A 22,648-nucleotide genomic window follows, 5' to 3' on the forward strand; every position below is an offset into this window, starting at 1 on the left:
ACAGGAGGGTGTCAACGGCGTGCGGCGCTTTTTTCTACACTTTCTGTTAAGGTCGGGAAGCGCCGTAAAATCGCTTATACTGCGTGCAATTGCAACGAAAATTAGTGAACTATTCCTTACTTTTCTACCGCCTGCTTTTGGCCGGACGATCCCCGGATGTCGCCAGTGGTTGGTGGCCCCTCCCCCAACAACGGATGCTGTTTTGACTCAAAAAAATACCCCAGACCCCCTCAACGTAGACCCCCATGCCCAGCGCGAGGCGGAGAAATACGAAAAACCGGTACCCAGCCGTGAATTCCTGCTGCAGCTGCTGGAGCAACAGGCCGGCCCTGTGTCCTGGGAGGATGTCGCGGAGCTGCTGGGGCTGCAGGATGAGGATCGACGCGAGGGGGTGCGCCGGCGCCTGATTGCCATGTCCCGCGATGGGCAGATCGCCAGCAATCGCGCCGGGGACTTCGGCGTGCTGGACAAAATGAGCCTGATTCGCGGGCGGGTGATCGGTCATCGCGATGGCTTTGGCTTTGTCATTCCCGGTGATGGCGGTCCGGATCTGTTTCTGTCCCATCGCCAGATGCGCAAGGTATTTGATGGTGATGAGGTGCTGGTGCGGGAAACGCCGGGCGGCTTTCGCGGCAAGCGCGAGGGCGCGGTGTTGCGGGTGATCAAGCATAACACCGAGCAGTTGGCCGGGCGCCTGTACCTGGAGAAGGGTATCTGTTTTGTGCGCCCGGACAACCCGCGCATCAATCTCGACATCATGGTGGCGGCGGAAGACACCGCGGGTGCCGGGCACGGCCAGTATGTGGTGGTGGGGATTGTCACCCAGCCCGGGCGCGACCGGGTGCCCCAGGGGAAAGTGGTTGAGGTGCTCGGTGACCACCTGGCACCGGGTATGGAAATTGAGGTTGCCATCCGCAACTACGGTGTTCCCCACAGCTGGTCCGACGCGCTGCAGGCCGAGGCGGCAGCGATCTCTGAAGAGGTCCTTGAAGAAGACAAGCGCGCACGGGTCGATCTGCGCCAGCTCCCCCTGGTGACCATCGACGGTGAGGATGCGCGGGATTTCGATGATGCGGTGTTCTGCGAGCTGTTGCCGAACGGGAACTGGAAGCTGCTGGTGGCTATTGCGGATGTCTCCCACTATGTGCGCCCGGGCAGTGCCCTGGATGAAGAGGCACACAAGCGTGGCAATTCGGTCTATTTCCCCGATTTTGTTGTCCCCATGCTGCCGGAAAAACTGTCCAACGGGCTCTGTTCGCTCAACCCCGAGGTGGACCGGTTGTGTATGGTGTGCGAGATGCAGACTGATCGTGCCGGTGACATTCTCGACTACCGCTTTTTTGAGGGTGTGATGCGCAGCCACGCGCGCCTTACCTATACCCAGGTGGGCCAGCTACTGGCCGCGCGCGACGACAAGCGCAACAACGGCCTGCGCAAACAGTTTGCGGCGCTGGCGCCGCACCTGGACAGGCTGCACGACCTCTACCTGGCACTGCGCGGTGCCCGCGATCGTCGCGGTGCCATCGACTTTGAGACCACCGAGACCCGTATCGTTTTTGATAGCAATCGCAAGATTGAGCGCATCGTGCCCGTTGTGCGCAACGATGCCCACAAGCTGATCGAGGAGTGCATGCTGGCGGCGAATGTCTGTGCTGCCAAGCTGATGGTGTTGTCGGAGTTGCCGTCGCTCTACCGTGTACACGATGTACCGAAAGAGGAAAAGCTCAGTAACCTGCGCGAGTATCTGGGTGAGCTGGGCCTGCGCCTGCCCGGTGGCACTGAGCCCCAGCCCAAGGATTTCCAGGCACTGTTGGAGCAGGTCGAGGGGCGTGCCGATGCTCATATCATTCAAATGATGCTGTTGCGCTCCATGAACCAGGCGGTATACCAGCCGGAAAACCGCGGGCACTTCGGCCTGGATTACCGTGCCTATGCGCACTTCACCTCCCCGATCCGCCGCTACCCGGATTTGCTCCTGCACCGCGCCTTGCGCTGGCTGATCCACAATGGCAGTGCCAACAAGCGCGCTGTGGCGCAAAAAGTCCACGCGGAACCCGGCGCCGGGCGCATCGAGCGCGGGGATATCCTGCCCTACGATATGCCGGCCATGGTGCAGTTGGGTGAGCAGTGTTCCATGACGGAGCGCCGCGCCGATGATGCCACTCGGGATGTGGTCGGCTGGCTCAAATGCGAGTATTTGCAGGACCACGTAGGCGATGTCTACTCGGGGGTGATCAGCGCGGTGACAGGCTTTGGCCTGTTTGTCGAGCTGGATGATTTATATGTGGAAGGGCTGATTCACGTTACGGCGCTGCCCAAGGATTACTACCGTTTCGAGCAGGCACATCAGCGCCTGATCGGCGAGCGCAGCGGCAAGCGTTACCATTTGGGCGATTCTGTCACGGTGCAGGTGGCGCGGGTCAACCTGGAAGAGCGCAAGGTCGATTTTATCCTGCAGGAGTTGGTATCGCGCACCCGCAAAAACAGAGCCAAGGGCGGGAGCAGCGAGACCGGAGCCACCAAAGTCAGTGCGCGTGCGATGGAAATGGCAGTGGATCACCAAGTGGATCGCGAGCGCCGCGGCAAACAGAAGAAGGATGCGCAGCGTACAACCGGGGGCGGTCCCTGGGGTGGGTCTGCAAAAACCGCCGTGGCAGTGCCTCCTTTCCGCAAGCGCAAAGTTGGGGCCAGCGAGGCGGTGCCGGTAGAGGCCTCTGAGGAACAGGAACAGTCCACCCGCAAAAAGGCGGCAAGCGAAGGGGCTGCAAAAAAGTCAGAGGAAGATGCCGCACCGAAGCGTCGCGGCGCCAGGCGCACACCGCCGCGCAAGGGCGGAAAACGCCCCGCCGTGGCTGCGCGTAAAGCGACGCAGAAGACGGGAAAAGGCAAGGCAAGTACCGTTAAAGCAAAAAAGAAGAAGGCTTCTTCCAACAACAAAAAGAAAAAATGACCGGGGGATAGATTGAAACAGGAAGTGGTATACGGCCTGCATGCGGTACAGGCACTGCTGAAAGGCACCCCGCAAAATGTGCAGGCGCTGATGTTACTGCGGGGGCGCAATGACCAGCGTCTGCAGAAGATTATCCAGCAGGCCGAAAAAAATGCGATTGCCCTGCAGTTTGTTGATCGCCGTACGCTGGATGAAAAAAGTGGAGACAATGCCAATCACCAGGGCGTTATTGCGCTCTGTGTCGGGGAAACCAGAGTCCATGATGAAAAGTACCTGCAGGAAATGCTGGAGCAACTCGCTCAGAAGGGCGAGGCGCCTTTCCTGCTGGTATTGGATGGGGTGACCGACCCGCACAACCTGGGAGCCTGCTTGCGTTCAGCAGAGGCTGCCGGTGTCCATGCGGTGATTGCCCCCAAGGATAAATCCGCCGGCCTGACCCCTACCGCTAGGAAAGTGGCCTGTGGTGCGGCGGAGGTACTGCCATTGATCACCGTGACCAACCTTGCCCGCACCTTGCGCCAGTTACAGCAGGCGGGCGTATGGATCTTTGGTGCGGCGGGTGAAGCCCCGCAGGGCCTCTACCAGAGCCAACTCACGGGGCCGCTGGCACTGGTACTGGGGGCCGAGGGCGGCGGCTTGCGCAGGCTCACCCGCGAGCACTGTGACCACCTGATGAAAATCCCCATGGCGGGGGAAGTCAGCAGTTTGAATGTGTCGGTCGCCGCCGGTGTCTGCCTGTTTGAGGCGGTGCGCCAGCGCAGTACCCACGCCCCCGGAAATCCTTAAACCCCCCCACAGACTGCGGAATAGCGCCCTTTGAATGACTGGTGCAAGTTGTGTGATTGCCTGTATACAAAGGGAGTAAAGGTGCCGGCCTTGGCGCCGCCCCGTGCAGGTTGGGCCGCTGTGGCGCGCCAGTTTGCAGCGGCTGTCATTAAGCGCCTGTTTCTGCTCAGCTTGAAACGGATTGCCGGGCCAGCCATTGGTCTACGGCGGCAACCACCGGGCGCGGGTTTTTGATCCAGCTCAGGTGTGGATTGCCGCTGGGATAGGTGGCCGCCATCTCCCGGGTCTCGCCACCGACAATGGCGGCCAGCTTACGTGCGGCCTGCACGGGGGCGAAAGTATCGCCGGCCAGGGCAATATGCAGGGTGGGTTGCGCCGTTTGCCGGCGCGCACCAAAGCACTTTTCCGGAGCGAAACGGCCAGTGTAGATAGCCCTGGCCCAATCCTTCATTAACCCGCGCGCCTCGCGCCAGCCAAAGCCCATGTGTGCACCGGGGAAGTAGCCCAGCAGGCTGGCGGTGAGGCTGGCGATCGGGGCAAAGGCGAGCAGGGCGTAGCGCTGGGGGCCGCGCCAGCAGCGGTAGTGGATATGGCCCGAGGCAATGCTCACAACCCGGGCGTCGCCGGTCAGGCCGGCCCTGGCTGCCAGGGTTCCGGTCTGCCCGCCGATACTGTGGCCGAGAATCAGCGCCGGTCCTTTTGTGTATTGTTGCTCCAAAAGCTGCAGCAATTGCGGAATAAACGCAAACACCAGCGCGTTATAGCCGTAGTCTGCGCCACGGTGCGGGCGCGGGCGGCTTTCGCCGGTGCCGGGCAGTTCGGTGATGGCGGTGCTGTAGCCCAGGCATTGCAGCTCCTTCTGCAGAAGCCGGTAGCGATTGGCGGGAACGCCCATGGCGGGGATAACCAGGGCCAGGGGGCTTTCTGCACCGTTGCGGGTGATGGTCACGGGGACCCGAAAGGGGCCAAAGGGCAGCGCGTGGATTTCCTGGGGCATGGTACTTCTCGCTTCAATCTGCGGGCACTATAGGCCAGTGTCCGCCTCCGGCCCATGACCAGACGGCACACCCTGCTGGCCCAATCCGCCAAGACACATGCCCGTGGATGCTGGCCGTAACACAAATCGGCGAACTTGCAAGCGGGGTCGCGAGTGCCTAGAATACGCCGCCCGCGGTGGGCCCGATCTCCCTGAGCCCATCGTACTCCTTGCCTTAACCGGAATTCCGGAAGGCTGTTTAACCCGTAAGGAGCAAAAATGCGTCATTACGAAATTGTATTCCTGGTTCACCCGGACCAGAGTGAACAGGTGCCTAGTATGGTGGAGCGCTATACCTCTACCATCAACGAGACTGGCGGACAGGTCCACCGCATGGAAGACTGGGGCCGCCGCCGTCTGGCATACCCGATCAATAAGATCCACAAGGCCCACTACATTCTCATGAATGTTGAGTGCACCGAAGAGGCTCTACAGGAACTGACCACCAACTTCCGCTACAACGATGCGGTCATTCGCAATCTGGTCATGCGGGAAGACGGGGCGATCACAGAAGAGAGCCCGATCATGAAGGCGGAAAAAGAGAGCCGTGAGCGCAAGGCGGCACGCACCGAGCGCACCGAGCGCCGCGAACGCCGCGAGCGCACCGAGGAAGACAAAGCTTCCTCCGACGCTGCGGAAGAAACCGCTTCCGATAACGCTGAAAGCGAAGAGTAAGGGGATTATCAGATGGCACGTTTTTTCCGTCGTCGCAAGTTCTGCCGTTTCACCGCTGAAGGTGTCAAGCGTATCGACTACAAAGACCTCGATACCCTGAAAGCCTATGTGTCCGAGACCGGCAAGATTGTTCCGAGCCGTATCACCGGTACCAAAGCCAAGTATCAGCGCCAGCTGGCCACCGCGGTCAAGCGCGCACGCTACCTGGCCCTGCTGCCGTACACGGACAGTCACGAAGCCTGAGCCGCAGTTTGTTTAGGCTCATTAATAGAGAAGCTATCTGAAAATGCGCGCCGTAGCTGAATTTATTATGCGCGGGCGCGTGCGGGCAGTCATTCTCACCATGCTGGGAATACCGCTTGTCAGCCCGGCGATTCTCGCTCTGGTGAGTTTGCGCCGCGGCAGCAGTGACGGCCTGATGGTATTGGCCTGGGCGCTGCTGCCGATTGTTGTCGCTGGTATGAGCGGCCATGTGCCACTTTTGGTGGCGGGCATATCCGCAGGCTATTTTGTCGCGGTGCTCTGCGGTGCTGTGGCGCTGCGCAGCCGCAGCTCATGGATTGCCGCCCTGTTGACCGTAATTGCCGTCTCGGCGGTGAGCATAGGGCTCACTTCCTACTTCAGCGGCGGTCTCCTGCAGGGCTTTCTGCAGGCAGTGGAGCGGGCTGCGGAACAGCCGAACAGCGTTCCCATGGAGGAGCTCAGGCAGGTGTTTTCAGGTGAGTTGCAGATCACCGGGTATCTCAGCCTGATATTGGCCATGAGTGCCACACTGGCCCTGATACTGGGGCGCTACTGGCAGGCGCTGCTGTACAATCCCGGCGGTTTCCGCCAGGAGTTTCATCAGCTGCGTCTGCCGCTGTGGCTGGCGGCGGCGAGCATGCTGCTGTGGGTGTTGGGCCTGGTCACGCCGGGCTACGCCTTCTGGGGAGCGGTGGTCGCCTTCCCCATGGTGGTGGCGGGTATCGCCCTGATTCACTGGCTGGTCGCCAGTCGCGGTTGGGGTATTGGCCCTCTGGTGGCGATGTATGTGATGCTGGTGATTGGTGGGCTGCCCCTGGCCGGATTCCTGTGCGGTCTGGCCCTGGTAGATAGCTGGATAGATATTCGCGGGCGCTTTGCCAAGTAGCGCACCGCACAATAGAGAAATTGAGGAAACCGAGATGGAAGTTATTCTGCTCGATAAAGTAGGCAAACTGGGTAACGTGGGAGATCGCGTTGACGTTAAAGCCGGTTTTGGCCGCAACTTCCTGCTGCCGACGGGTAAGGCAATTGCGGCTACCGCCGCCAATATTGCCGAGTTCGAAGCCAAGCGCGCTGAACTGGAAAGCGCCGCCGAAGGCAAGCTGGCAGAAGCCGAGAGCCGCGCCACCAAGCTGGCCGATCTGGTTGTCACCATCGCCGCCAACGCCGGCGACGAAGGCAAGTTGTTCGGTTCTATCGGTACCCGCGACATCGCCGAAGCGATCACCGCCGGTGGCGTTGCGGTCGCCAAGGCGGAAGTGCGGCTGCCACAGGGTACCCTGCGCGAAGTGGGCGAGTACGCGGTGGACGTACAGCTGCACTCCGATGTGACGGCTGTCGTAAAAGTTGTGATCGAAGCCGAATAGGTTTTTTCGGCCGGCGGTTGGTGTCTGGGATACCAGCCGCGCTACAATCGGGCGCTGCACCCTTTGCCGGGTCAGCGCCCGTTTTGTTTCTGCTATCCAATAGGTTTCAATGAACGACGAATACGCCCCGCCGGAACAGGAGGTGCACAGCGATGCGCATTCGCCACTGCCCCATTCGGTAGAGGCCGAACAGTCTGTGCTCGGTGGCCTGATGCTGGACCCGGGCCGCATCGATGCCGTTGCCGAGCAACTGGGGGAGGAGGATTTCTTCACCGCCAGTCATCGCAGGATCTTCGCGGTGATGCGCGAGCTGACCGAAGGCGGGCAGCCCCTGGATATCGTCACCCTCGCCGAGGCGCTCACCAGTCGCGACCTGCTCGGCGATGTGGGCGGCCCCGCCTACCTGGCGGAACTGGCCGAGAACACCCCCTCCTCGGCAAATATCGTCGCCTACGCCAGGATCGTGCGCGAGCGCGCCATGTTGCGCCAGCTGATCGCCGCCGCCGGTGAAATCAGCCGCACCAGCTTCAATCCCGGTGGGCTGGCCTCTGCCGATCTGCTGCAGATGGCGGAGCGCCGCGTGGCAGAGATCGCCGAGGGGCGCGCCAAAGAGGGCGGTTTCGTCGCTGTGGACGCGCTGCTGAAAAAGACGGTGGAGCGCATTGATGAGCTGTTCAAGACCGAGGGGGATATCACCGGCCTGAGCACCGGCCTTACCGAGCTGGACCAGCGCACCTCCGGCTGGCAGCCCGGCGAACTGATTGTCCTCGCCGCGCGCCCGTCCATGGGCAAAACCGCGCTGGCACTGAATTTTATTGAAAGCGCCATGCTCAGCCAGGAGCGCCCGTCACTGGTCTTCAGTATGGAGATGCCTTCGGACAGCCTGGTGATGCGGATGCTGTCGTCCATCGGCCGTATCGACCAGGGCAGGATCAGGAACGGCAAGCTGCAGGAGGAGGACTGGCCCAAGCTCTCCAGCGCTGTGCAGAAGATGAAAGGCAGGGCCCTGTATATCGACGATACCCCGGCGCTCAGTCCCAGTGAGGTGCGTGCGCGCACCAAGCGCACGGTGCGCGATCACATCAATAAGCTGATGCTCGCGCATCCCGAGCTGAGCCGCGAGGAGGCCGAGGCCAGGAGCCTGCCGGCGGTGGTTATGGTGGACTACCTGCAGCTGATGCAGGTGCAGGGGGCCAGCGAGGGGCGCACCCAGGAGATCTCCGAAATCTCCCGCTCCCTGAAGGCCCTGGCGAAGGAATACGACTGCCCGGTGATCGCCCTGTCGCAGCTCAACCGCGGCGTGGAGCAGCGTCCCAACAAGCGCCCCATGAATTCGGACCTGCGCGAATCCGGGGCCATTGAGCAGGATGCGGACGTGATCCTGTTTATCTACCGGGATGAATACTACAACGAGGACAGCCCGGACAAGGGTATGGCGGAGTTGATTATCGGCAAGCAGAGAAATGGGGAGACCGGCACCTGCCGGGCGGCTTTTGTCGGCAAGTTCACCCGCTTCGATAACCTGGCACCGGAATACTACCAGGGCGAGTAAGCCCGCCACGGCAGTTTCCCGCCAGCCGGGCCCGAGGGAGTCATAGTGTGTTATCTGACCAACAGATCCGCGCCCTGGTGCTGGAGTGCCAGTTTATCCACAACCCTTGGCCAGGGGATCTTTCCGCCCTGCTGAAACATCTGGGTGCGCTACAGCTCGACGCCATCCAGCGCATTACCCGCGCCCACCACCACCAGCTCTACAACCGCCTGCCCCATTATCGGGAAGCGCAACTGGCCGGGGCCGAGCGGCGCCGCGAGATCTTTGAGTACTGGTCCCATGCCGCCGCCTACCTGCCCATGGCGCACTATCCCTACGCCCGCGTGCGTATGGACCGTATCCGCGCCGGCCAGCGCCACTGGTATGAGAAAAATGCCAGGCTGTGTCGTTATGTGCTGGATCGCGTGCGTAAGGAGGGTCCGCTGCGTGCCAGCGACTTTGTGCGCACCAAAAGTGGCTGGTGGGACTGGTCCGATGAGAAAAAGGCCCTGGAACAACTGTTTCACGAAGGTGAGTTGATGGTCAGCCACCGCGACGGCTTCCAGAAAGTCTTTGATCTGCCCGAACGCCTACTGCCGGCAAAGGTGCCAACCAGCGCCGCCTCAGCGCTGGAATACGGCTGCCATCTGGTGCGTACCTTCCTGGGGTGCCAGGGCATTGGTCGCGCCGAAGAAGTTGCCTACCTGCGTCGGGAAGACAAGCCCCTGATACAGCAAGCAGTAGAGGCCATGCTGGCAAGCGGTGAGCTGTCGCCGCTGGGGAGGGAACTGATACTGACCGAGCAGCTGGAGAAGCGTCCTGCGCGCATGTCGCGCAAGGTGCGCCTGCTATCGCCTTTCGATCCACTGGTGTTGCAGCGCAAGCGCCTGCGCCGCCTGTTCGGTTTTGAATACCAGTTGGAATGCTATGTGCCCGCGGCCAAACGCCGTTTCGGCTATTTTTGTCTGCCGATTTTGTACGGTGATCAGTTTGTGGGTTTGGTGGATTTGAAAGCGGACAGGGAAGCGGGGGTGCTGCGTACAGAGGCGCTGCATTGGGTGAAAAGGCCCGGTGCATCGCTCGAGGCGAGCCTTCAGCGGGCCTTGCGGCAGTTTGCCCGTTTCCAGGCGCTGGAAGCCGGGGTGGCACTTACAGCTTGACCACCACATAGACTTCGTGGCCGTCGCGCTGGGTGGGCAAAAAGTGGTTGCCGCCGTAGCGGTAATACTGGATGCCGTTAATCACTTCGGCGGCGTAGCCGGTGGGCAGGGTTTCAACCACCTGGCCGGGTAGGAAGCCATTGGGGCCGGGGTTCGGGGTAGCGGGCGCGGGCGCAGGTGCGGGGGCCGGCACGACCGCTACCGGTGCGGGAGCCGGTACCGGCGGTGCCACCACCACATAGGTGCGGGTGGCCGGCACCCACTGGTAATAGGCGTTGCCGTACTGGTAGTAAGTCACGCCGCCCAACTGCACCTGTACGACGCTGGCTGGCAGGGTCACCACAGAGGCGCCCAGGGGTGCGGCAACCACCACATAGCCCCTGGGACCGTGGCGGTAGAAGTGACCGCCATGGTAATAATAAGGGCGCCCGCCGACGGCAACACGCACGTGTCCCAGGGGTAATGCCGGTGCGACAAAGCCGATGGAAACACGGGGGCCGCGGTAGTAGCCGCCGCGGTGGTGGTGATGGTCTCCCCCGCGCTCATAGCCGCTCGCATCCGCAGAGGGGCTAAAGGCGAAGGCGAATGTGGCCAGTGCCAGGAATGCACTGGCGCCAAGTATACTGTTCAGCAGTTTCACGGTTTCTCCAGCGAAGTGGTCACTCACATCCAGGATGCTACCTCGTATCGTGGTAGTAAAGACAGGTTATTCGGTTAAGAATTGTCAATCATCTCATGATGGGCTGCTCAGGAACGATTGCGCTGAATAATCCCCATCAGCCGGTACAACAGCTGCGCAGCGGCGAAATCATAGGCGTGGAAGCCCTCGATCGGCGCAAATTCCAGTAGATCGAAGCCTATGATTTGCCTTTGTCGTGCGACGGACTCGAATAGGTTGAGGGTCTGGTACCAACCCAGGCCGCCCGGTACCGGGGTACCGGTGGCAGGGAATACCGAGGGGTCCAAGCCGTCCACATCCAGGGTGAAGAAGACTTTGCTGGGGAAGTTTTCCGGCAACTGGAAGGTCTGCACGTTGTTGGGCACCAGTTGGTGGGCGTCCAGGTAGCCTACCTTGTAGTCCCTGCGCGCCTGCACTTCCTCTTCACAATAGGCGCGGATACCCAACTGGAACAGCGGTACGCCGGCCTCCACCACCAGGCGCATCACGCTGGCGTGGCTGTGCCTGTGACCCTCGTAGCGGTCACGCAGGTCCGCGTGGGCGTCGATCTGCACCACGCCGAAGTCGGTCTCACCGGCGTCGAGCAGGCCCTGGATAATGCCCCAGGTCACCGAGTGCTCACCGCCGATACCCACAGGCATCTTGCCTAAATCCAGCACCGCTTTGGTGGCCGCGGCAATATTGCCCATCACCTGCTCCGCAGGACCGGACACCGATACCGGTGAGCGGGTGTAGATGCCCAATTCGCAGGGGGAGGAAAAGTTGTCGAAAGTCTCCAGCTGCCAGGAGGCCTCCAGGATGGAAGCCGGGCCCCTGCCTGTGCCACCCCCATAGGAAACGGTCTCTTCATAGGGAATGGGTATGATATGGAAAAAGGCATCTTCCGGCTTCGGCTGTTCGATTTCGGAGCCGAGAAAAATGGGGTAATCCCTTTCTGACAGCATGTGTAGTTCCTCTGGCGGCAGGTTGCGCTTGTGAGTGGGGGCTGTTGGGCCATTTCCCGCTGGGGTGCTTAGGAGAGGCGCTCTTTGAAATCCCGGTAGCTGAATTCTTTGATCATTTGCAATTTGTCGGTATCGGAGTTCCACAGGGCGATGGCCGGCAGGGGAATGCCGTTAAAGGTATTGGTTTTGACCATGGTGTAATAGGCCATCTCCTCGAATACCAGACGGTCGCCGGCCTTCAGGGGGTCCTGAAAACTGTACTCGCCGATACTGTCGCCGGCCAGGCAGCTCTGTCCCCCCAGGCAGTAAGTGTGGGGCAGTTCGCCGGGCCGCGCTGCGCCGGTAATCTCCGGGCGGTAGGGCATCTCCAGTACGTCGGGCATATGGCAGGTGGCGGAGGTGTCGAGGATGGCCTGGTTCTGGCCGTTCCAGCCGGTGTCCACCACCTCGGATACCAGGATGCCGGAAAACAGGGAGATGGCTTCGCCGGGCTCCAGGTACACCTGTACAGCGTATTTTGCCGAGAAGGCGCGCACCGCCGACACCAGCGCCTCCACCTGATAGTCGCGGCGGGTGATATGGTGGCCGCCGCCGAAGTTGATCCATTCCATCTGCGGGATCAGGTCGCCAAACTTCTCTTCCACCGCGGCAATCGTGCGCTCCAGGGGTTCGAAGTCCTGCTCACACAGGGTGTGGAAGTGCAGGCCGCTGATGCCTTCGAGGGACTCGCCGTCAAACAGCGCGCGCACGATGCCCAGGCGCGAACAGGGTGCGCAGGGATCGTAGAGATCGGTGTGGCCCTCGGAATGCTCGGGATTGATGCGCAGGCCGAAGCGCAATTGCGGGCGCTGCTTTTGCATATCCAGGCACAGTGCCCGGTAGCGCTGCCACTGGGAGAAGGAGTTGAAGATCACATGGTGGGCGAATGCCAGTACCTCGCGCAGCTCGCCCTCCTTGTAACCGGCACTGAACACATGGACTTCCTTGCCCCGGTCTCGACCGCCGTATTCCTCAAACCCCAGTTTGGCCTCATACAGGCCACTGGCGCAGGTGCCGGACAGGTATTCGGCGACGATGGGGCCGGTGCTGAACATGGCGAAGGCTTTGAGGGCGGCGAGTACCTTGGCACCGCTGCGCGCCTGTACATCGGCGAGTACCGCCAAATTATCGCGCAGGGCGATCTCGTCGATCACAAAACAGGGGGAGGGTACGCGATAGGGATCGAAACTGCCGAAGTAGTCTATGCGGGGAGTGAGGTCCATGGGGGCGCTGTATCCTGGTGCGGCGGACAGGCCCCTGGCCCGCCCGGGGGATTTGCGGGGGGGTGCGAATTTACTGGAAGGGTTTGTCCAGCCAGGTTTCCTGCCAGGGCAGGCCATACCTGTTCAGGTCGTGCATAAAGGGGTCCGGGTCCATCTGCTCCATATTCCACACGCCCGGTTTCATCCACTTGCCTTCCAGCATCATCTTGGCGCCGATCATGGCGGGTACACCGGTAGTGTAGGAGATGGCCTGGGACTGCACTTCTTTGTAGCAATCCTGGTGGTCACAGGTGTTGTAGAGGTAGTAGATCTTCTCTTCGCCGTCTTTGGTGCCGCGGATTATATTGCCGATGCAGGTCTTGCCCTTGGTCAGCGGGCCCAGGCTGGCGGGGTCCGGCAGCAGCTCTTTTAGGAACTGGATAGGCACAATCTGCTGGCCCTGGAATTCCACCGGTTCAATGCCGGTCATGCCCACATTCTGCAGGACTTCCAGGTGCTTCAGGTAGCTCTCGCCAAAGGTCATCCAAAAACGCGCGCGCTCGATCTCCGGGAAGTGCTTGGACAGGGACTCCAGCTCTTCGTGATACAGCAGGTAGATATCCTTGTCGCCGATGCCTTCGGGAAAGTGGAAGACGCGCTTCTCTTCCATGGGCTTGGTGGTTACCCACTGGCCGTTTTCCCAGTAGCGGCCGTTGGCGGTGATCTCGCGGAGATTGATTTCCGGGTTGAAATTGGTGGCGAACGGCAGGCCGTGGTCACCGGCGTTGCAGTCGAGGATATCCAGGGTGTGGATACGATCGAAGTGGTGCTTTTTGGCGTAGGCGGTAAATACGCTGGTGACACCGGGATCGAAGCCGCTGCCCAGCAGTGCCATCAGGCCGGCCTTCTCGAACCGGTCCTGGTAGGCCCACTGCCACTTGTACTCGAATTTGGCCTCTTCCGGCGGTTCGTAGTTGGCGGTGTCCAGGTAATGCACGCCGGTCTCCAGGCAGGCATCCATGATGTGCAGGTCCTGGTAGGGCAGGGCCACATTGATGAGCAGGTCCGGCTGCACTTTCTCGATCAGTTTGACCAGCTCCGGTACGTTGTCCGCGTCCACTTCGGCGGTGTCGATTTTGCGCGGCAGCTTCGCTGCAATCTTGTCGCACTTGCGTTTGGTGCGGCTGGCGAGGGTGATATTTTCAAATACCTCCTCAACCTGCGCGCATTTGTGCGCAACCACCTGGCCGACGCCGCCGGCGCCGATGATCAGTACCTTGGCCATCATGATCTCCTGTATCTGCGGCGTTGGCCGCCGCTATCATCTCAAAGGCGTTGGGCCTTATTTTTCAAAGTAGGTGTATCCGCTCATGCTGGCGGTGTACGTGTGCAGAATCTGTTTGCGCTGGGCGGCGGTAATCAACCCCTTTTTCACCGCGCGTTCGGCCAGTCGGCGAAAACGCTCGAACAGCGCCTTGGGCTGGTATTCTACGTAACTGAGTACATCGGAAATACTATCGCCGTGAATTTCGCGGCTGAAATCGATGCTGCCGTCCTCCTGGATACGCACGCTCACTACATGGGTATCGCCGAACAGGTTGTGCAGGTCGCCGAGGGTTTCCTGATAGGCGCCGATTAAGAAAGTGCCGAGGATATAGTCCTCCCCTTCTTTTAGCGCGTGTAGGGGCAGGGTTTTCTGCTCTTTCTCGCGGCCGATAAAGCGGTCGATCTTGCCGTCGCAGTCGCAGGTGATATCGGCGAGGATGGCCGAGCGCGTCGGCGCCTCGTCCAGGCGGTGGATCGGCAGCAGCGGGAACACCTGGTCGATTGCCCAGATATCCGGCAGCGACTGGAATACGCTCATATTTGCGTAGTAGATATCCGACAGCACCTCCGGCAGTGCCTGTAAGTCTGCTGGAATTTCCTCCGCCTCATCGAGAAGCTTGCGAATTTCCTGGGCGCCTTGCAGGAACAGGTTTTCCGCATTGGCGCGCTCGCGCAGGCTCACCTGACCGTGCAGGTACAGAGAGCGCACCTCGTCGCGATAGTAGAGGGTGTCGTTGTAGCTCTCCTGCAGGTTTTTGGGGGTGATATTGCGCACCGCGTCCTGCAGGTTCATCAGCATCTGGTGATCCCCCTCGCTGATTCTGGTGTGCGCCAGCTCCACCGGTTCGAAACGGGTGGTGTCGAGAATGTCGAACAATAGCACCGAGGAGTAGGCCACGGTGGCGCGGCCGGATTCGGTGATGATGACCGGGTGTGCCACGCCCTCGCTATCGAGGGTGCCCATAATGGCCTCGACCACATCCACGCAGTACTCGTCGAGGGAATAATTCTTGGAATGAATATAGTTGGTTTTGGCGCCGTTGTAGTCCACCGCCAGGCCGCCGCCCAGGTCCAGGTAACCCATGGGTGCCCCCTCTTCCACCAGGTCGGCGTAATAGCGGCAGGCTTCCAGCACACCGGTGCGGATATCGCGGATATTGGGCACCTGCGAGCCCAGATGGTAGTGCAGCAGCTTGAGACAATCGAGCATCTTGTGTTTGCGCAGTTGGTCGACCATGGCGATCAGATCGTTACTGCCGAGGCCGAAAATGCTGCGATCACCACTGGTGGCATTCCAGTAGCCACCCACTTTGGAGGCGAGTTTCAGCCGCGCGCCGATATTGGGGCGCACCTGCTCCCGCTCGGCACAGCGGATAATGGTTTCCACTTCCGAGGGGGTTTCCACTACGAAGAAAACCTGCACGCCCAAACGCTGCGCCTGCAGGCCCAGATTGATAAATTCCTCGTCCTTGTAGCCGTTGCAAACAATCAGGGACTCGGTGTTGTCCAGGATGGAGAGTGCCGCAATCAGCTCCGCTTTGCTGCCGGCCTCCAGGCCATGGTTGAAGGGGCGGCCGGCACTGGCGATTTCCTCGATCACCTGGCACTGCTGATTGACCTTGATGGGGAAGACGCCGCGGTACACATTGTTATAGCCGCAGCAGGATATAGCGCGGGCAAAGGAGGTATTGATCCGGGCGATCTGTGCATCGAGCAGGTTTTCGATACGCAGTAACAGCGGCATGCCAAGGCCGCGCTCGGTGGCGCCGCGGGCGATGTCCATCAGGGAAACGCTGTGGGCTTTCCCGTTGGGGCCCTCCACCTGAACCGAAACCTCCCCTTTTGCATTTAAATCAAAATAACCGGCGCCCCAGTTGCGGATACCGTAGAGATCGGACGAATCCTCACAGGTCCAATCCTTAATTTGTTGCTGTTTCATGGCACCGTTCTGTTGAGCCTTGGCGGGCGCGAATCTTGGGCCCAGCAGCGCTGGAAAGCAATAACTATAGATAAAAAAACGCTATTTTTTACCGGTGCAGAAGCAACGGTATATCCGGGCTGCCCAGGTGCTATTTTAACGCTGTGACAACACCGGGAGTTTGTTCAAAGTTGGCGGGTATCAGGGCAGGAGACAATAAAAAGGCGGCCCAAAGGCCGCAGGCGTGGGGGGATGGTATCAGGGTTAAAGCAGGCCGGGCCTGGGGACCACCCGGTAGCCGCGTTGCACGTCGTCCCAGAGGTAATAGGTATCGTAAGCGACGTAGTAGTTGTGGCCGCCGACCACTACTGTGAGGGCGGAAGCTGGCAGGCTGTGTATTACGGCTCCATGGGGGGCATGGGTAACCACATAACCGTGAGATGCCGGACGGTAAAAGATACCGTCGCTAAAATAGAAGCCCGCGGCGCCAATACTGAGGCTGACGAAGTTGTGCGGCAGGTGGCGCCAGCGATATCCGTATCCATAGTGTGCCGGACGCCAGTGGGGGCGGTGCCCGTGGTAGCCGTGACGGTAGTAGGGCCTGTAGGCGGCGCGAAAGGCGCGCCTGTGCCCTTTTCGATGTCCCTTCCTGTAGCCTTTGTTGTAACCGGATTTATAGGCGTGGCGCACTTCGCGGCGGTGTTGGCGCTTTTCCTTACGCTGCTGCCTGCGTTTTTCCTTCTTGCGCTCCTGCTTGCGGCGTTTCTTTTCCTGCTGGTGGTTGTGGTGCTTGTTGTGGTGCTTTTTCTCACGGTGTTTGTCGTGGCTGCGCTTTATATGGCGCTGTTCGCGCTGAGCTCTTCCCTGCCCGTGTTGATCGAGGTCCATTGCGCGCTGGAACCCCCTGGGAACTTCGGACAGTGCGGGGGTTGCTATCAGCAGCAGGCCCGCGATGGCGATGGCGGTAGCGAGGTGTCTCATGGCTGCACTCCCGAGCGCGGATGGCTCTTTTATGTGGTTTGCGGTCTTTTGTGTATCATGGCGGGAAGTTTGCCTTGACGGGTCTGAACACTTCCTGAACTGCTGTGATTTACACTCGGGGAGGGGCAAAGTGGCATGACTGGTGGTCCAGCTAGTGAGGTTTTCCCCGTGCGGGGCGTTGGACTGTACGTTGGGGGGAAACCCGGAAATAACGCCAGTTTTGCCTTATTGAGACACTTGGTCGCGGCGAGTATGATGCCGCGCTGATCCCCAGTGAGCAGGAGAGAGATGCAAGTCTTCCACCACGTAGCAAGCCTGCGAGAGGCGCTGGCCAGGGCCCGCAGGGACGGCAAAACCGTCGGGTTCGTGCCCACAATGGGCAATCTGCACGATGCCCATGTTGAACTGGTCAGGGTGGCCCGGCAGCACTGCGACCTGGTAGTGGTATCTATTTTTGTCAACCGCCTGCAATTTGGCCTGAACGAGGACTGGGACAAGTATCCGCGCACCATGGAGCGGGATATGGCCAGGCTGCGTGATGTCGAGTGTGATTGCCTGTTCCACCCGGATGAGAGTGAAATCTATCCCAACGGGATGGACCAGCAGACCCGTGTGGTCTGTCCGGCCATGACCGATGTGCTGTGTGGCGACAGTCGCCCCGGTCACTTTGAAGGGGTAACCACCGTGGTGGCCAAGCTGTTCAATATTGTGCAGCCGGACAAGGCGGTGTTTGGCATTAAGGATTTCCAGCAGCTGGCCGTTGTTCGCCGTATGGTAGAGGACCTGTGCCTACCCGTGGAAATCCTTGCGGCACCGGTACATCGCGAGGCGGATGGCCTCGCGATGAGTTCCCGCAACGCGTACATCACCGCGGAGGAACGGTCCAGGGTGGCGGTCTTGAATCAATCGCTGAACTGGGTCAGAGATGAGATACTGGCGGGACGCAGGGATTTCGCCGCCCTTGAAACAGAGGCGCGCAAACGTCTGGAAGACAGCGGGTTTCGTGCCGACTACTTCTCCATCTGTCACAGCAGGGATTTGCAGCCGGCCGCAGATGACGACAAACAGATTACGATTCTGGGTGCGATGTATACCCGCGCAGCGCGCCTGATCGACAATGTATCCCTGGAGCTCTGAGGGGGCACCTGAGCATGCAATTCGAAATGCTGAAAGGCAAACTGCATATGGCCGCAGTCACCCAGGCCGAACTCTGGTACGACGGTTCCTGCGCAATTGATCAGGATCTGGTGGAGCTGGCCGGTCTGCGTGAGTTCGAAAAGATCGATATCTACAACGTGAGTAATGGCGAACGCTTTCACACCTACGTGATCCTGGCCGAGCGCGGCTCTGGCATTATTTCCATGAACGGCGCTGCAGCGCGCCGCGTACAGGTGGGCGATAGAATCATTATTGCCTCCTATGCACAGATGTCGGAGAAAGAGGCAGATACTTTCAAGCCCAGGCTGGTTTACCTGGATGAAAAAAATCAGGTGGCGCGTAGCACCAATACTATCCCGGTGCAGCTCGCTGAGGTCTGAGTTTTCTGCTGAGCGTACTAAGCGCACTAGATGGCACTTGGCATTTACTTATTATCTGAAAGCAACACAACCTCTTGCTGAAATCTCTGATCAAGGTAGGACTCTTTCAGGGTATAGCAGGCTGCTGAAAAAGTCATTTCAACCCAATTGTCAGTAGTCTGTATTCTATATGGTTGTAAATTAAAAACTCTATAAAACAAGAATTTTTGAAATATTTTTCTTAAGAGTGGAAGCGAATTTTGGCTAAAGTCAGGGTTTTTATCAGCCTGCTAGCCCACAGTTATTAGATTATCTGCCTAGCTTAACAGCTGTACCAAAAGCCAATATTTCTGATGATCCTTCCGTAATTGAACTCGTGGTAAACCGAATTCCTACTACAGCATCTGCTCCCAGTTCCTTCGCTTTTGATAGCAAGCGTTTTATCGCAATACTTCTAGCCTCTGTCAGCATTTCTGTATAACCTTTTAATTCCCCGCCAACAATTCCCTTTAACCCAGCCATAATGTCTCGACCAACATGTTTCGATTGAACGACATTACCGCTAACGACTTCTAGAATTTCTGTGATTTCATGATTGGGAACAGTCTCGGTTGTAGTGTAAATCATCGGTTTTCCTCAATAAAATAATGCTGTGTCTAATGATAAATTGGGGGTTTGGGTGTGGCTTTTCTATCAAAGTGCTTTTCCTATACCCAGCCTGAGCAAGAGGGAATGCGTTGCAAGTTATTTAAGAATGGATTGGCTACTATCTTTCGATGATCATAACGCCTGACCGATAAAAAGTACAACCGATACAATGCGTTTGGGCCAGAAGAGAGTGTTCTCGCTAGAAAGACGAAGGTGATAGCCCGGATACAGGGGATAAGTTTATATCGGGCCCACAACTGGTGCTTCATCACTATCAGCAGTAGAGCATTTGATACAGGGTCGATCAGGTTTTTGTTCGTTGACCTCGCAAAGTCACCGCAGATATCAATGATTACCGGTTTAAGCTTGGAAAAACTGGGAGAAGTCACTTGGTTTGGCTACCTGGATAACGAAGGATTTTCATTGTGATTTCCAGGTATACGGAAATTGAGTTTTGCGATGGCAAGTAGTATTGGGGTAAAAAGATAGGTATAAAATCACCAGTGGTATCGAGCACAAGCATATGCCGGAGCTATATGAATTTTTACGGATGGAGCTGCACAGGCTGGTGGATATTAAAGGAGTTGGTGGCGAGTTGGCCGCTGACTTTGCCCGGTTTTTTCCATCCTGAAGTTTGCTATATAAAAACCAAAATTTCCAAATAACTTACTGCTGGGTTTATTCAACATTTCTTGACTGTAAATCACGGTGATTGGAATGCCTCGAGCATAAATGCTCTATACCTACTAAAGACCTGACATAGCTTGCCGGACAGCCTCGCAAGAATTACACTCGCCATATAATTGATACTGTGCCCATGGGGTTTGGGTCATGTAGTGGTGATTATTTAAGGGTTGCAATGCTATAAAGGGGCATGAAAAAAGCTTCTTGAAAAGTTCAGGCTCACCGGGGCGACAAACGCCGCGCCCATAATAAAGGAGAAGATAATGTCAGAAGTACATACCCGCCCCATACCTACAGAATGTGCTGAAAATGCGCTCATCGGCGCCGATGACTATGAGAGGATGTACCGTCAGTCGGTAGAGAATCCGGAGGCATTCTGGGCCCAGCAGGCCAAGGATTTCCTGCACTGGAAGCAGCCCTTTACCCAGGTATTCAATGAGGATTTGTCGCGCGGTCACACTGCCTGGTTTGCGGATGGGACCCTGAATGTCACTGTCAATTGTATTGACCGCCACCTGACCAACCGTGCGGACCAGACAGCAATCCTGTGGGAGGGGGATGATCCGGCGGATAGCCAGGCGATCAGCTATCGCACCCTGCACGAAAAGGTGTGCCGGCTGGCCAACCTGCTGAAGGCGCAGGGGGTTAAGAAGGGAGACCGGGTCTGTCTCTATATGCCGATGATCCCGGAGGCCGCCTATGCGATGCTCGCCTGTGCCCGTATCGGTGCGGTGCACTCTGTGGTGTTTGGCGGTTTCTCGCCGGCTTCCCTGAAAGACCGTATTCTCGACGCCGACTGCCGCCTGGTAATAACCGCGGATGAAGGGATCAGAGGGGGGAAACACATTCCCCTCAAGGCCAATGTGGATCGCGCTCTGAGCGACTGTCCCAATGTGCACAGGGTGATCGTAGTGAAGCGCACCGGTGTCCCGGTAGACTGGGACAGCAAGCGCGATATCTGGTATGCGGAGTCCGTTGCCGGGATGGACAGCGAGTGCGCGCCGGAAATTGTGCATGCTGAAGACCCGCTGTTTATCCTCTATACCTCTGGCTCCACCGGCAAACCCAAAGGGGTGTTGCACACGACAGCCGGTTACCTGCTGATGGCCACCATGACCTTCAAATATGTATTCGATTACAAGGAGGGAGAGGTATTCTGGTGTACTGCCGATGTCGGTTGGGTTACCGGCCATAGCTACATCGTCTATGGCCCCCTCTGTGCCGGTGCCACCACCCTGATGTTTGAGGGTGTGCCTACTTACCCGGATGCCTCGCGGTTCTGGCAGGTTGTGGATAAGCACAAGGTCAATGCATTTTATACGGCGCCCACGGCCATTCGCGCCCTGATGGGAGCCGGTGATGAGTTTGTCACGAAGACCGACCGCAGCTCTCTCAGGCTGTTGGGTAGCGTGGGTGAGCCCATCAACCCGGAGGCCTGGGAGTGGTATTACACCGTGGTCGGTGATGCGCGCTGCCCAATTGTGGATACCTGGTGGCAGACGGAAACCGGTGCCCTTATGATTTCTCCGCTGCCGGGCGCCATGGCGTTGAAGCCCGGTTCCGCTGCCAGACCTTTTTTCGGTGTCCAGCCCGCACTGCTGGATGGCGAAGGTAAAGAGATTGAGGGGCAGGGCGAGGGCACACTGGTCATCAAACGCAGCTGGCCTTCGATGATCCGTGGCATTTACGGTGATCGCCAGCGCATGATTGATACGTATTTCTCTATCTACCCCGGTTATTACTTTACCGGTGACGGCGCACGCAGGGATGGGGATGGCTACTACTGGATTACCGGGCGTATTGACGATGTGCTGAATATTTCCGGTCACAGGCTCGGCACAGCGGAAATTGAAAGCGCACTGGTTCTCCACGAAGATACCGCTGAGGCGGCGGTGGTAGGCTATCCCCATCCTGTTAAAGGGCAGGGTATCTATGCATTTGTCACCTTGAAGTCGGGACACCAGCCCAGTCAGGCCCTGCGCCAGGCGCTGATTGATCTGTGCGCTATGGAGATAGGTCCTATCGCCAAGCCCGACATTATCCAGTGGGCGCCGGGCCTGCCCAAAACACGCTCGGGCAAGATTATGCGGCGTATTTTGCGCAAGATAGCCTGCAGTGCGCTGGATAACCTGGGGGATACTTCCACCCTTGCGGACCCCTCGGTTGTTGACGAACTGATTGCACATCGAGAAAATCGCTGACCGCGTTTGCTACACAGTCACTAGCAAAGGCCGGGCATCGCCCGGTCTTTTCGCAGGTTACCGCGTAAAGATTTGTCAGCCACTCGGGGGCAAAAGACGTTGGTGAATTGCACATCACAATAACAAGCCTGGTGCTATCCGGGTCAGTGCTTCGCAATGAAGGAGAAACAGCTTGGATCAGGGACAGTACCTTTGCGAACACTACCGCTTCGCCGCCGACCAGCGCCTGAAAGTGTTCAACTTTTTTGTCGTTTTGACCATGTTTGTCGAGGGGGGCATTTTTACCGCAGTGGAAAAAGATTTTCACCCTTTGATACTGGCCCTGTTGGGGGGGCTTGTCATTATTGTGGTGACGGTGTTCTGGCTAATGGATATACGCAGCAGGCAACTGCTCAAGCTTGCCGTACCTGCGTTAAAAAGACTGGAACAGGAATACCCGGAAGAGGCCAGAATTTTTTCCAACGATGCTGTGCGCAGGGGAGATGTGGCCCGCTACACATTCGCATTTCGCGTTCTCCTGGTCGGCCAGCTGCTTTTCGGCCTGTGTGTCGCCACCTATGGTCTGCACCACTGGTTTATCACTCCCTGAAGGGCTGTGGATTGCATTCCTTCACAGGGGCTTTGCGCACCTGAGTACAGGTAAAATTTGATCCACCAGATTCGGTGTACACATAAGGGCATAGCAATCTGCCTGCTACTTTCTGCAGAGCGCTTGTGAGTACCCAAAAGGCCACCGGGGGTGGGTTTGCGCGCAGTCGTTG

20 protein-coding genes are annotated in these 22,648 nt (G+C 58.5%); 12 read left to right on the forward strand and 8 right to left on the reverse strand.

Annotated features, from left to right (window positions below; translation table 11 throughout):
- Nucleotides 1–202: 202 nt before the first annotated feature.
- Nucleotides 203–2,950 carry a ribonuclease R gene (rnr, locus tag Q1A48_RS02915; RefSeq protein ID WP_299940949.1) on the forward strand — a complete coding sequence of 916 codons (2,748 nt, stop codon included), beginning with the start codon at nucleotides 203–205 and terminating at the stop codon, nucleotides 2,948–2,950.
- 12 nt (nucleotides 2,951–2,962) lie between these two features.
- The gene (rlmB, locus tag Q1A48_RS02920) at nucleotides 2,963–3,736 is read left to right on the forward strand and encodes a 23S rRNA (guanosine(2251)-2'-O)-methyltransferase RlmB (RefSeq protein ID WP_299940952.1); all 774 of its coding nucleotides are present in this window, start codon (nucleotides 2,963–2,965) and stop codon (nucleotides 3,734–3,736) included.
- A 166-nt stretch (nucleotides 3,737–3,902) separates the two neighbouring features.
- Here rlmB and Q1A48_RS02925 read toward each other — a convergent pair whose 3' ends face one another.
- Nucleotides 3,903–4,733, reverse strand: a complete 831-nt coding sequence (locus Q1A48_RS02925) for an alpha/beta fold hydrolase (RefSeq protein ID WP_299940955.1) — start codon at nucleotides 4,731–4,733, stop codon at nucleotides 3,903–3,905.
- A gap of 258 nt (nucleotides 4,734–4,991) precedes the next feature.
- Between Q1A48_RS02925 and rpsF the strand changes: the two genes are divergently transcribed.
- The 6 genes from rpsF to Q1A48_RS02955 all read left to right on the forward strand — a co-directional run bounded on the left by rpsF (nucleotide 4,992) and on the right by Q1A48_RS02955 (nucleotide 9,748).
- The gene (gene rpsF / locus Q1A48_RS02930) at nucleotides 4,992–5,447 is read left to right on the forward strand and encodes a 30S ribosomal protein S6 (protein WP_299940958.1); all 456 of its coding nucleotides are present in this window, start codon (nucleotides 4,992–4,994) and stop codon (nucleotides 5,445–5,447) included.
- 12 nt (nucleotides 5,448–5,459) lie between these two features.
- Complete coding sequence (gene rpsR / locus Q1A48_RS02935; RefSeq protein WP_067084304.1) at nucleotides 5,460–5,690, forward strand: 30S ribosomal protein S18; 231 nt, start codon at nucleotides 5,460–5,462, stop codon at nucleotides 5,688–5,690.
- Nucleotides 5,691–5,733: 43 nt separating this feature from the next.
- Nucleotides 5,734–6,576, forward strand: coding sequence for a hypothetical protein (locus tag Q1A48_RS02940; protein WP_299940969.1), 843 nt, complete (start codon nucleotides 5,734–5,736; stop codon nucleotides 6,574–6,576).
- A 34-nt stretch (nucleotides 6,577–6,610) separates the two neighbouring features.
- On the forward strand, nucleotides 6,611–7,057 hold the full coding sequence (gene rplI, locus Q1A48_RS02945; RefSeq protein ID WP_299940972.1) for a 50S ribosomal protein L9: 447 nt from the start codon (nucleotides 6,611–6,613) through the stop codon (nucleotides 7,055–7,057).
- A gap of 109 nt (nucleotides 7,058–7,166) precedes the next feature.
- Nucleotides 7,167–8,609, forward strand: a complete 1,443-nt coding sequence (gene dnaB, locus Q1A48_RS02950; RefSeq protein ID WP_299940974.1) for a replicative DNA helicase — start codon at nucleotides 7,167–7,169, stop codon at nucleotides 8,607–8,609.
- A 47-nt stretch (nucleotides 8,610–8,656) separates the two neighbouring features.
- On the forward strand, nucleotides 8,657–9,748 hold the full coding sequence (locus tag Q1A48_RS02955; RefSeq protein ID WP_299940976.1) for a crosslink repair DNA glycosylase YcaQ family protein: 1,092 nt from the start codon (nucleotides 8,657–8,659) through the stop codon (nucleotides 9,746–9,748).
- Here the strand turns inward: Q1A48_RS02955 and Q1A48_RS02960 are convergent.
- From Q1A48_RS02960 to Q1A48_RS02985, 6 genes are all read right to left on the reverse strand, one after another.
- On the reverse strand, nucleotides 9,738–10,388 hold the full coding sequence (locus tag Q1A48_RS02960; RefSeq protein WP_299940978.1) for a DUF6515 family protein: 651 nt from the start codon (nucleotides 10,386–10,388) through the stop codon (nucleotides 9,738–9,740). The two genes, Q1A48_RS02955 and Q1A48_RS02960, sit on opposite strands and share 11 nt — an antisense overlap.
- Nucleotides 10,389–10,495: 107 nt before the next feature.
- The gene (gene speB / locus Q1A48_RS02965) at nucleotides 10,496–11,371 is read right to left on the reverse strand and encodes an agmatinase (protein WP_299940981.1); all 876 of its coding nucleotides are present in this window, start codon (nucleotides 11,369–11,371) and stop codon (nucleotides 10,496–10,498) included.
- Between the two features lie 68 nt (nucleotides 11,372–11,439).
- Nucleotides 11,440–12,633, reverse strand: a complete 1,194-nt coding sequence (gene nspC / locus Q1A48_RS02970; RefSeq protein WP_299940984.1) for a carboxynorspermidine decarboxylase — start codon at nucleotides 12,631–12,633, stop codon at nucleotides 11,440–11,442.
- A gap of 70 nt (nucleotides 12,634–12,703) precedes the next feature.
- Nucleotides 12,704–13,897: a saccharopine dehydrogenase family protein gene (locus Q1A48_RS02975; RefSeq protein WP_299940987.1), complete on the reverse strand. Its 1,194-nt coding sequence runs from the start codon at nucleotides 13,895–13,897 to the stop codon at nucleotides 12,704–12,706.
- 57 nt (nucleotides 13,898–13,954) lie between these two features.
- Nucleotides 13,955–15,877, reverse strand: coding sequence for a biosynthetic arginine decarboxylase (gene speA, locus Q1A48_RS02980; RefSeq protein ID WP_299940991.1), 1,923 nt, complete (start codon nucleotides 15,875–15,877; stop codon nucleotides 13,955–13,957).
- 243 nt (nucleotides 15,878–16,120) lie between these two features.
- Nucleotides 16,121–16,837, reverse strand: a complete 717-nt coding sequence (locus Q1A48_RS02985) for a DUF6515 family protein (protein ID WP_299940994.1) — start codon at nucleotides 16,835–16,837, stop codon at nucleotides 16,121–16,123.
- 288 nt (nucleotides 16,838–17,125) lie between these two features.
- Between Q1A48_RS02985 and panC the strand changes: the two genes are divergently transcribed.
- Complete coding sequence (gene panC, locus Q1A48_RS02990) at nucleotides 17,126–17,974, forward strand: pantoate--beta-alanine ligase (protein ID WP_299940996.1); 849 nt, start codon at nucleotides 17,126–17,128, stop codon at nucleotides 17,972–17,974.
- A 14-nt stretch (nucleotides 17,975–17,988) separates the two neighbouring features.
- Nucleotides 17,989–18,375 carry an aspartate 1-decarboxylase gene (gene panD, locus Q1A48_RS02995; protein WP_299940999.1) on the forward strand — a complete coding sequence of 129 codons (387 nt, stop codon included), beginning with the start codon at nucleotides 17,989–17,991 and terminating at the stop codon, nucleotides 18,373–18,375.
- 288 nt (nucleotides 18,376–18,663) lie between these two features.
- Here the strand turns inward: panD and Q1A48_RS03000 are convergent, their stop codons facing one another.
- Nucleotides 18,664–18,981, reverse strand: a complete 318-nt coding sequence (locus Q1A48_RS03000) for a heavy metal-binding domain-containing protein (protein WP_299941001.1) — start codon at nucleotides 18,979–18,981, stop codon at nucleotides 18,664–18,666.
- Between the two features lie 968 nt (nucleotides 18,982–19,949).
- Here Q1A48_RS03000 and acs point away from each other — a divergent pair.
- Nucleotides 19,950–21,887, forward strand: coding sequence for an acetate--CoA ligase (gene acs, locus Q1A48_RS03005; protein WP_299941004.1), 1,938 nt, complete (start codon nucleotides 19,950–19,952; stop codon nucleotides 21,885–21,887).
- 172 nt (nucleotides 21,888–22,059) lie between these two features.
- Nucleotides 22,060–22,476, forward strand: coding sequence for a hypothetical protein (locus tag Q1A48_RS03010; RefSeq protein WP_299941006.1), 417 nt, complete (start codon nucleotides 22,060–22,062; stop codon nucleotides 22,474–22,476).
- The last annotated feature ends 172 nt before the right edge of the window (nucleotides 22,477–22,648 follow it).

Origin of the sequence: uncultured Microbulbifer sp., assembly GCF_947489355.1 — a bacterium.
Lineage (GTDB): Bacteria > Pseudomonadota > Gammaproteobacteria > Pseudomonadales > Cellvibrionaceae > Microbulbifer.

Excerpts from the sequence above, each read along its gene's own strand:
- Q1A48_RS02940 (WP_299940969.1), top strand. The coding sequence starts at position 5,734 with ATGCGCGCCGTAGCTGAATTTATTATGCGCGGGCGCGTGCGGGCAGTC.
- speA (WP_299940991.1), bottom strand. The coding sequence starts at position 15,877 with ATGAAACAGCAACAAATTAAGGATTGGACCTGTGAGGATTCGTCCGAT.
- rpsF (WP_299940958.1), top strand. The coding sequence starts at position 4,992 with ATGCGTCATTACGAAATTGTATTCCTGGTTCACCCGGACCAGAGTGAA.
- rplI (WP_299940972.1), top strand. The coding sequence starts at position 6,611 with ATGGAAGTTATTCTGCTCGATAAAGTAGGCAAACTGGGTAACGTGGGA.
- dnaB (WP_299940974.1), top strand. The coding sequence starts at position 7,167 with ATGAACGACGAATACGCCCCGCCGGAACAGGAGGTGCACAGCGATGCG.
- Q1A48_RS02975 (WP_299940987.1), bottom strand. The coding sequence starts at position 13,897 with ATGGCCAAGGTACTGATCATCGGCGCCGGCGGCGTCGGCCAGGTGGTT.
- Q1A48_RS03000 (WP_299941001.1), bottom strand. The coding sequence starts at position 18,981 with ATGATTTACACTACAACCGAGACTGTTCCCAATCATGAAATCACAGAA.
- Q1A48_RS02985 (WP_299940994.1), bottom strand. The coding sequence starts at position 16,837 with ATGAGACACCTCGCTACCGCCATCGCCATCGCGGGCCTGCTGCTGATA.
- panC (WP_299940996.1), top strand. The coding sequence starts at position 17,126 with ATGCAAGTCTTCCACCACGTAGCAAGCCTGCGAGAGGCGCTGGCCAGG.
- rpsR (WP_067084304.1), top strand. The coding sequence starts at position 5,460 with ATGGCACGTTTTTTCCGTCGTCGCAAGTTCTGCCGTTTCACCGCTGAA.
- speB (WP_299940981.1), bottom strand. The coding sequence starts at position 11,371 with ATGCTGTCAGAAAGGGATTACCCCATTTTTCTCGGCTCCGAAATCGAA.
- nspC (WP_299940984.1), bottom strand. The coding sequence starts at position 12,633 with ATGGACCTCACTCCCCGCATAGACTACTTCGGCAGTTTCGATCCCTAT.
- acs (WP_299941004.1), top strand. The coding sequence starts at position 19,950 with ATGTCAGAAGTACATACCCGCCCCATACCTACAGAATGTGCTGAAAAT.
- Q1A48_RS02925 (WP_299940955.1), bottom strand. The coding sequence starts at position 4,733 with ATGCCCCAGGAAATCCACGCGCTGCCCTTTGGCCCCTTTCGGGTCCCC.
- panD (WP_299940999.1), top strand. The coding sequence starts at position 17,989 with ATGCAATTCGAAATGCTGAAAGGCAAACTGCATATGGCCGCAGTCACC.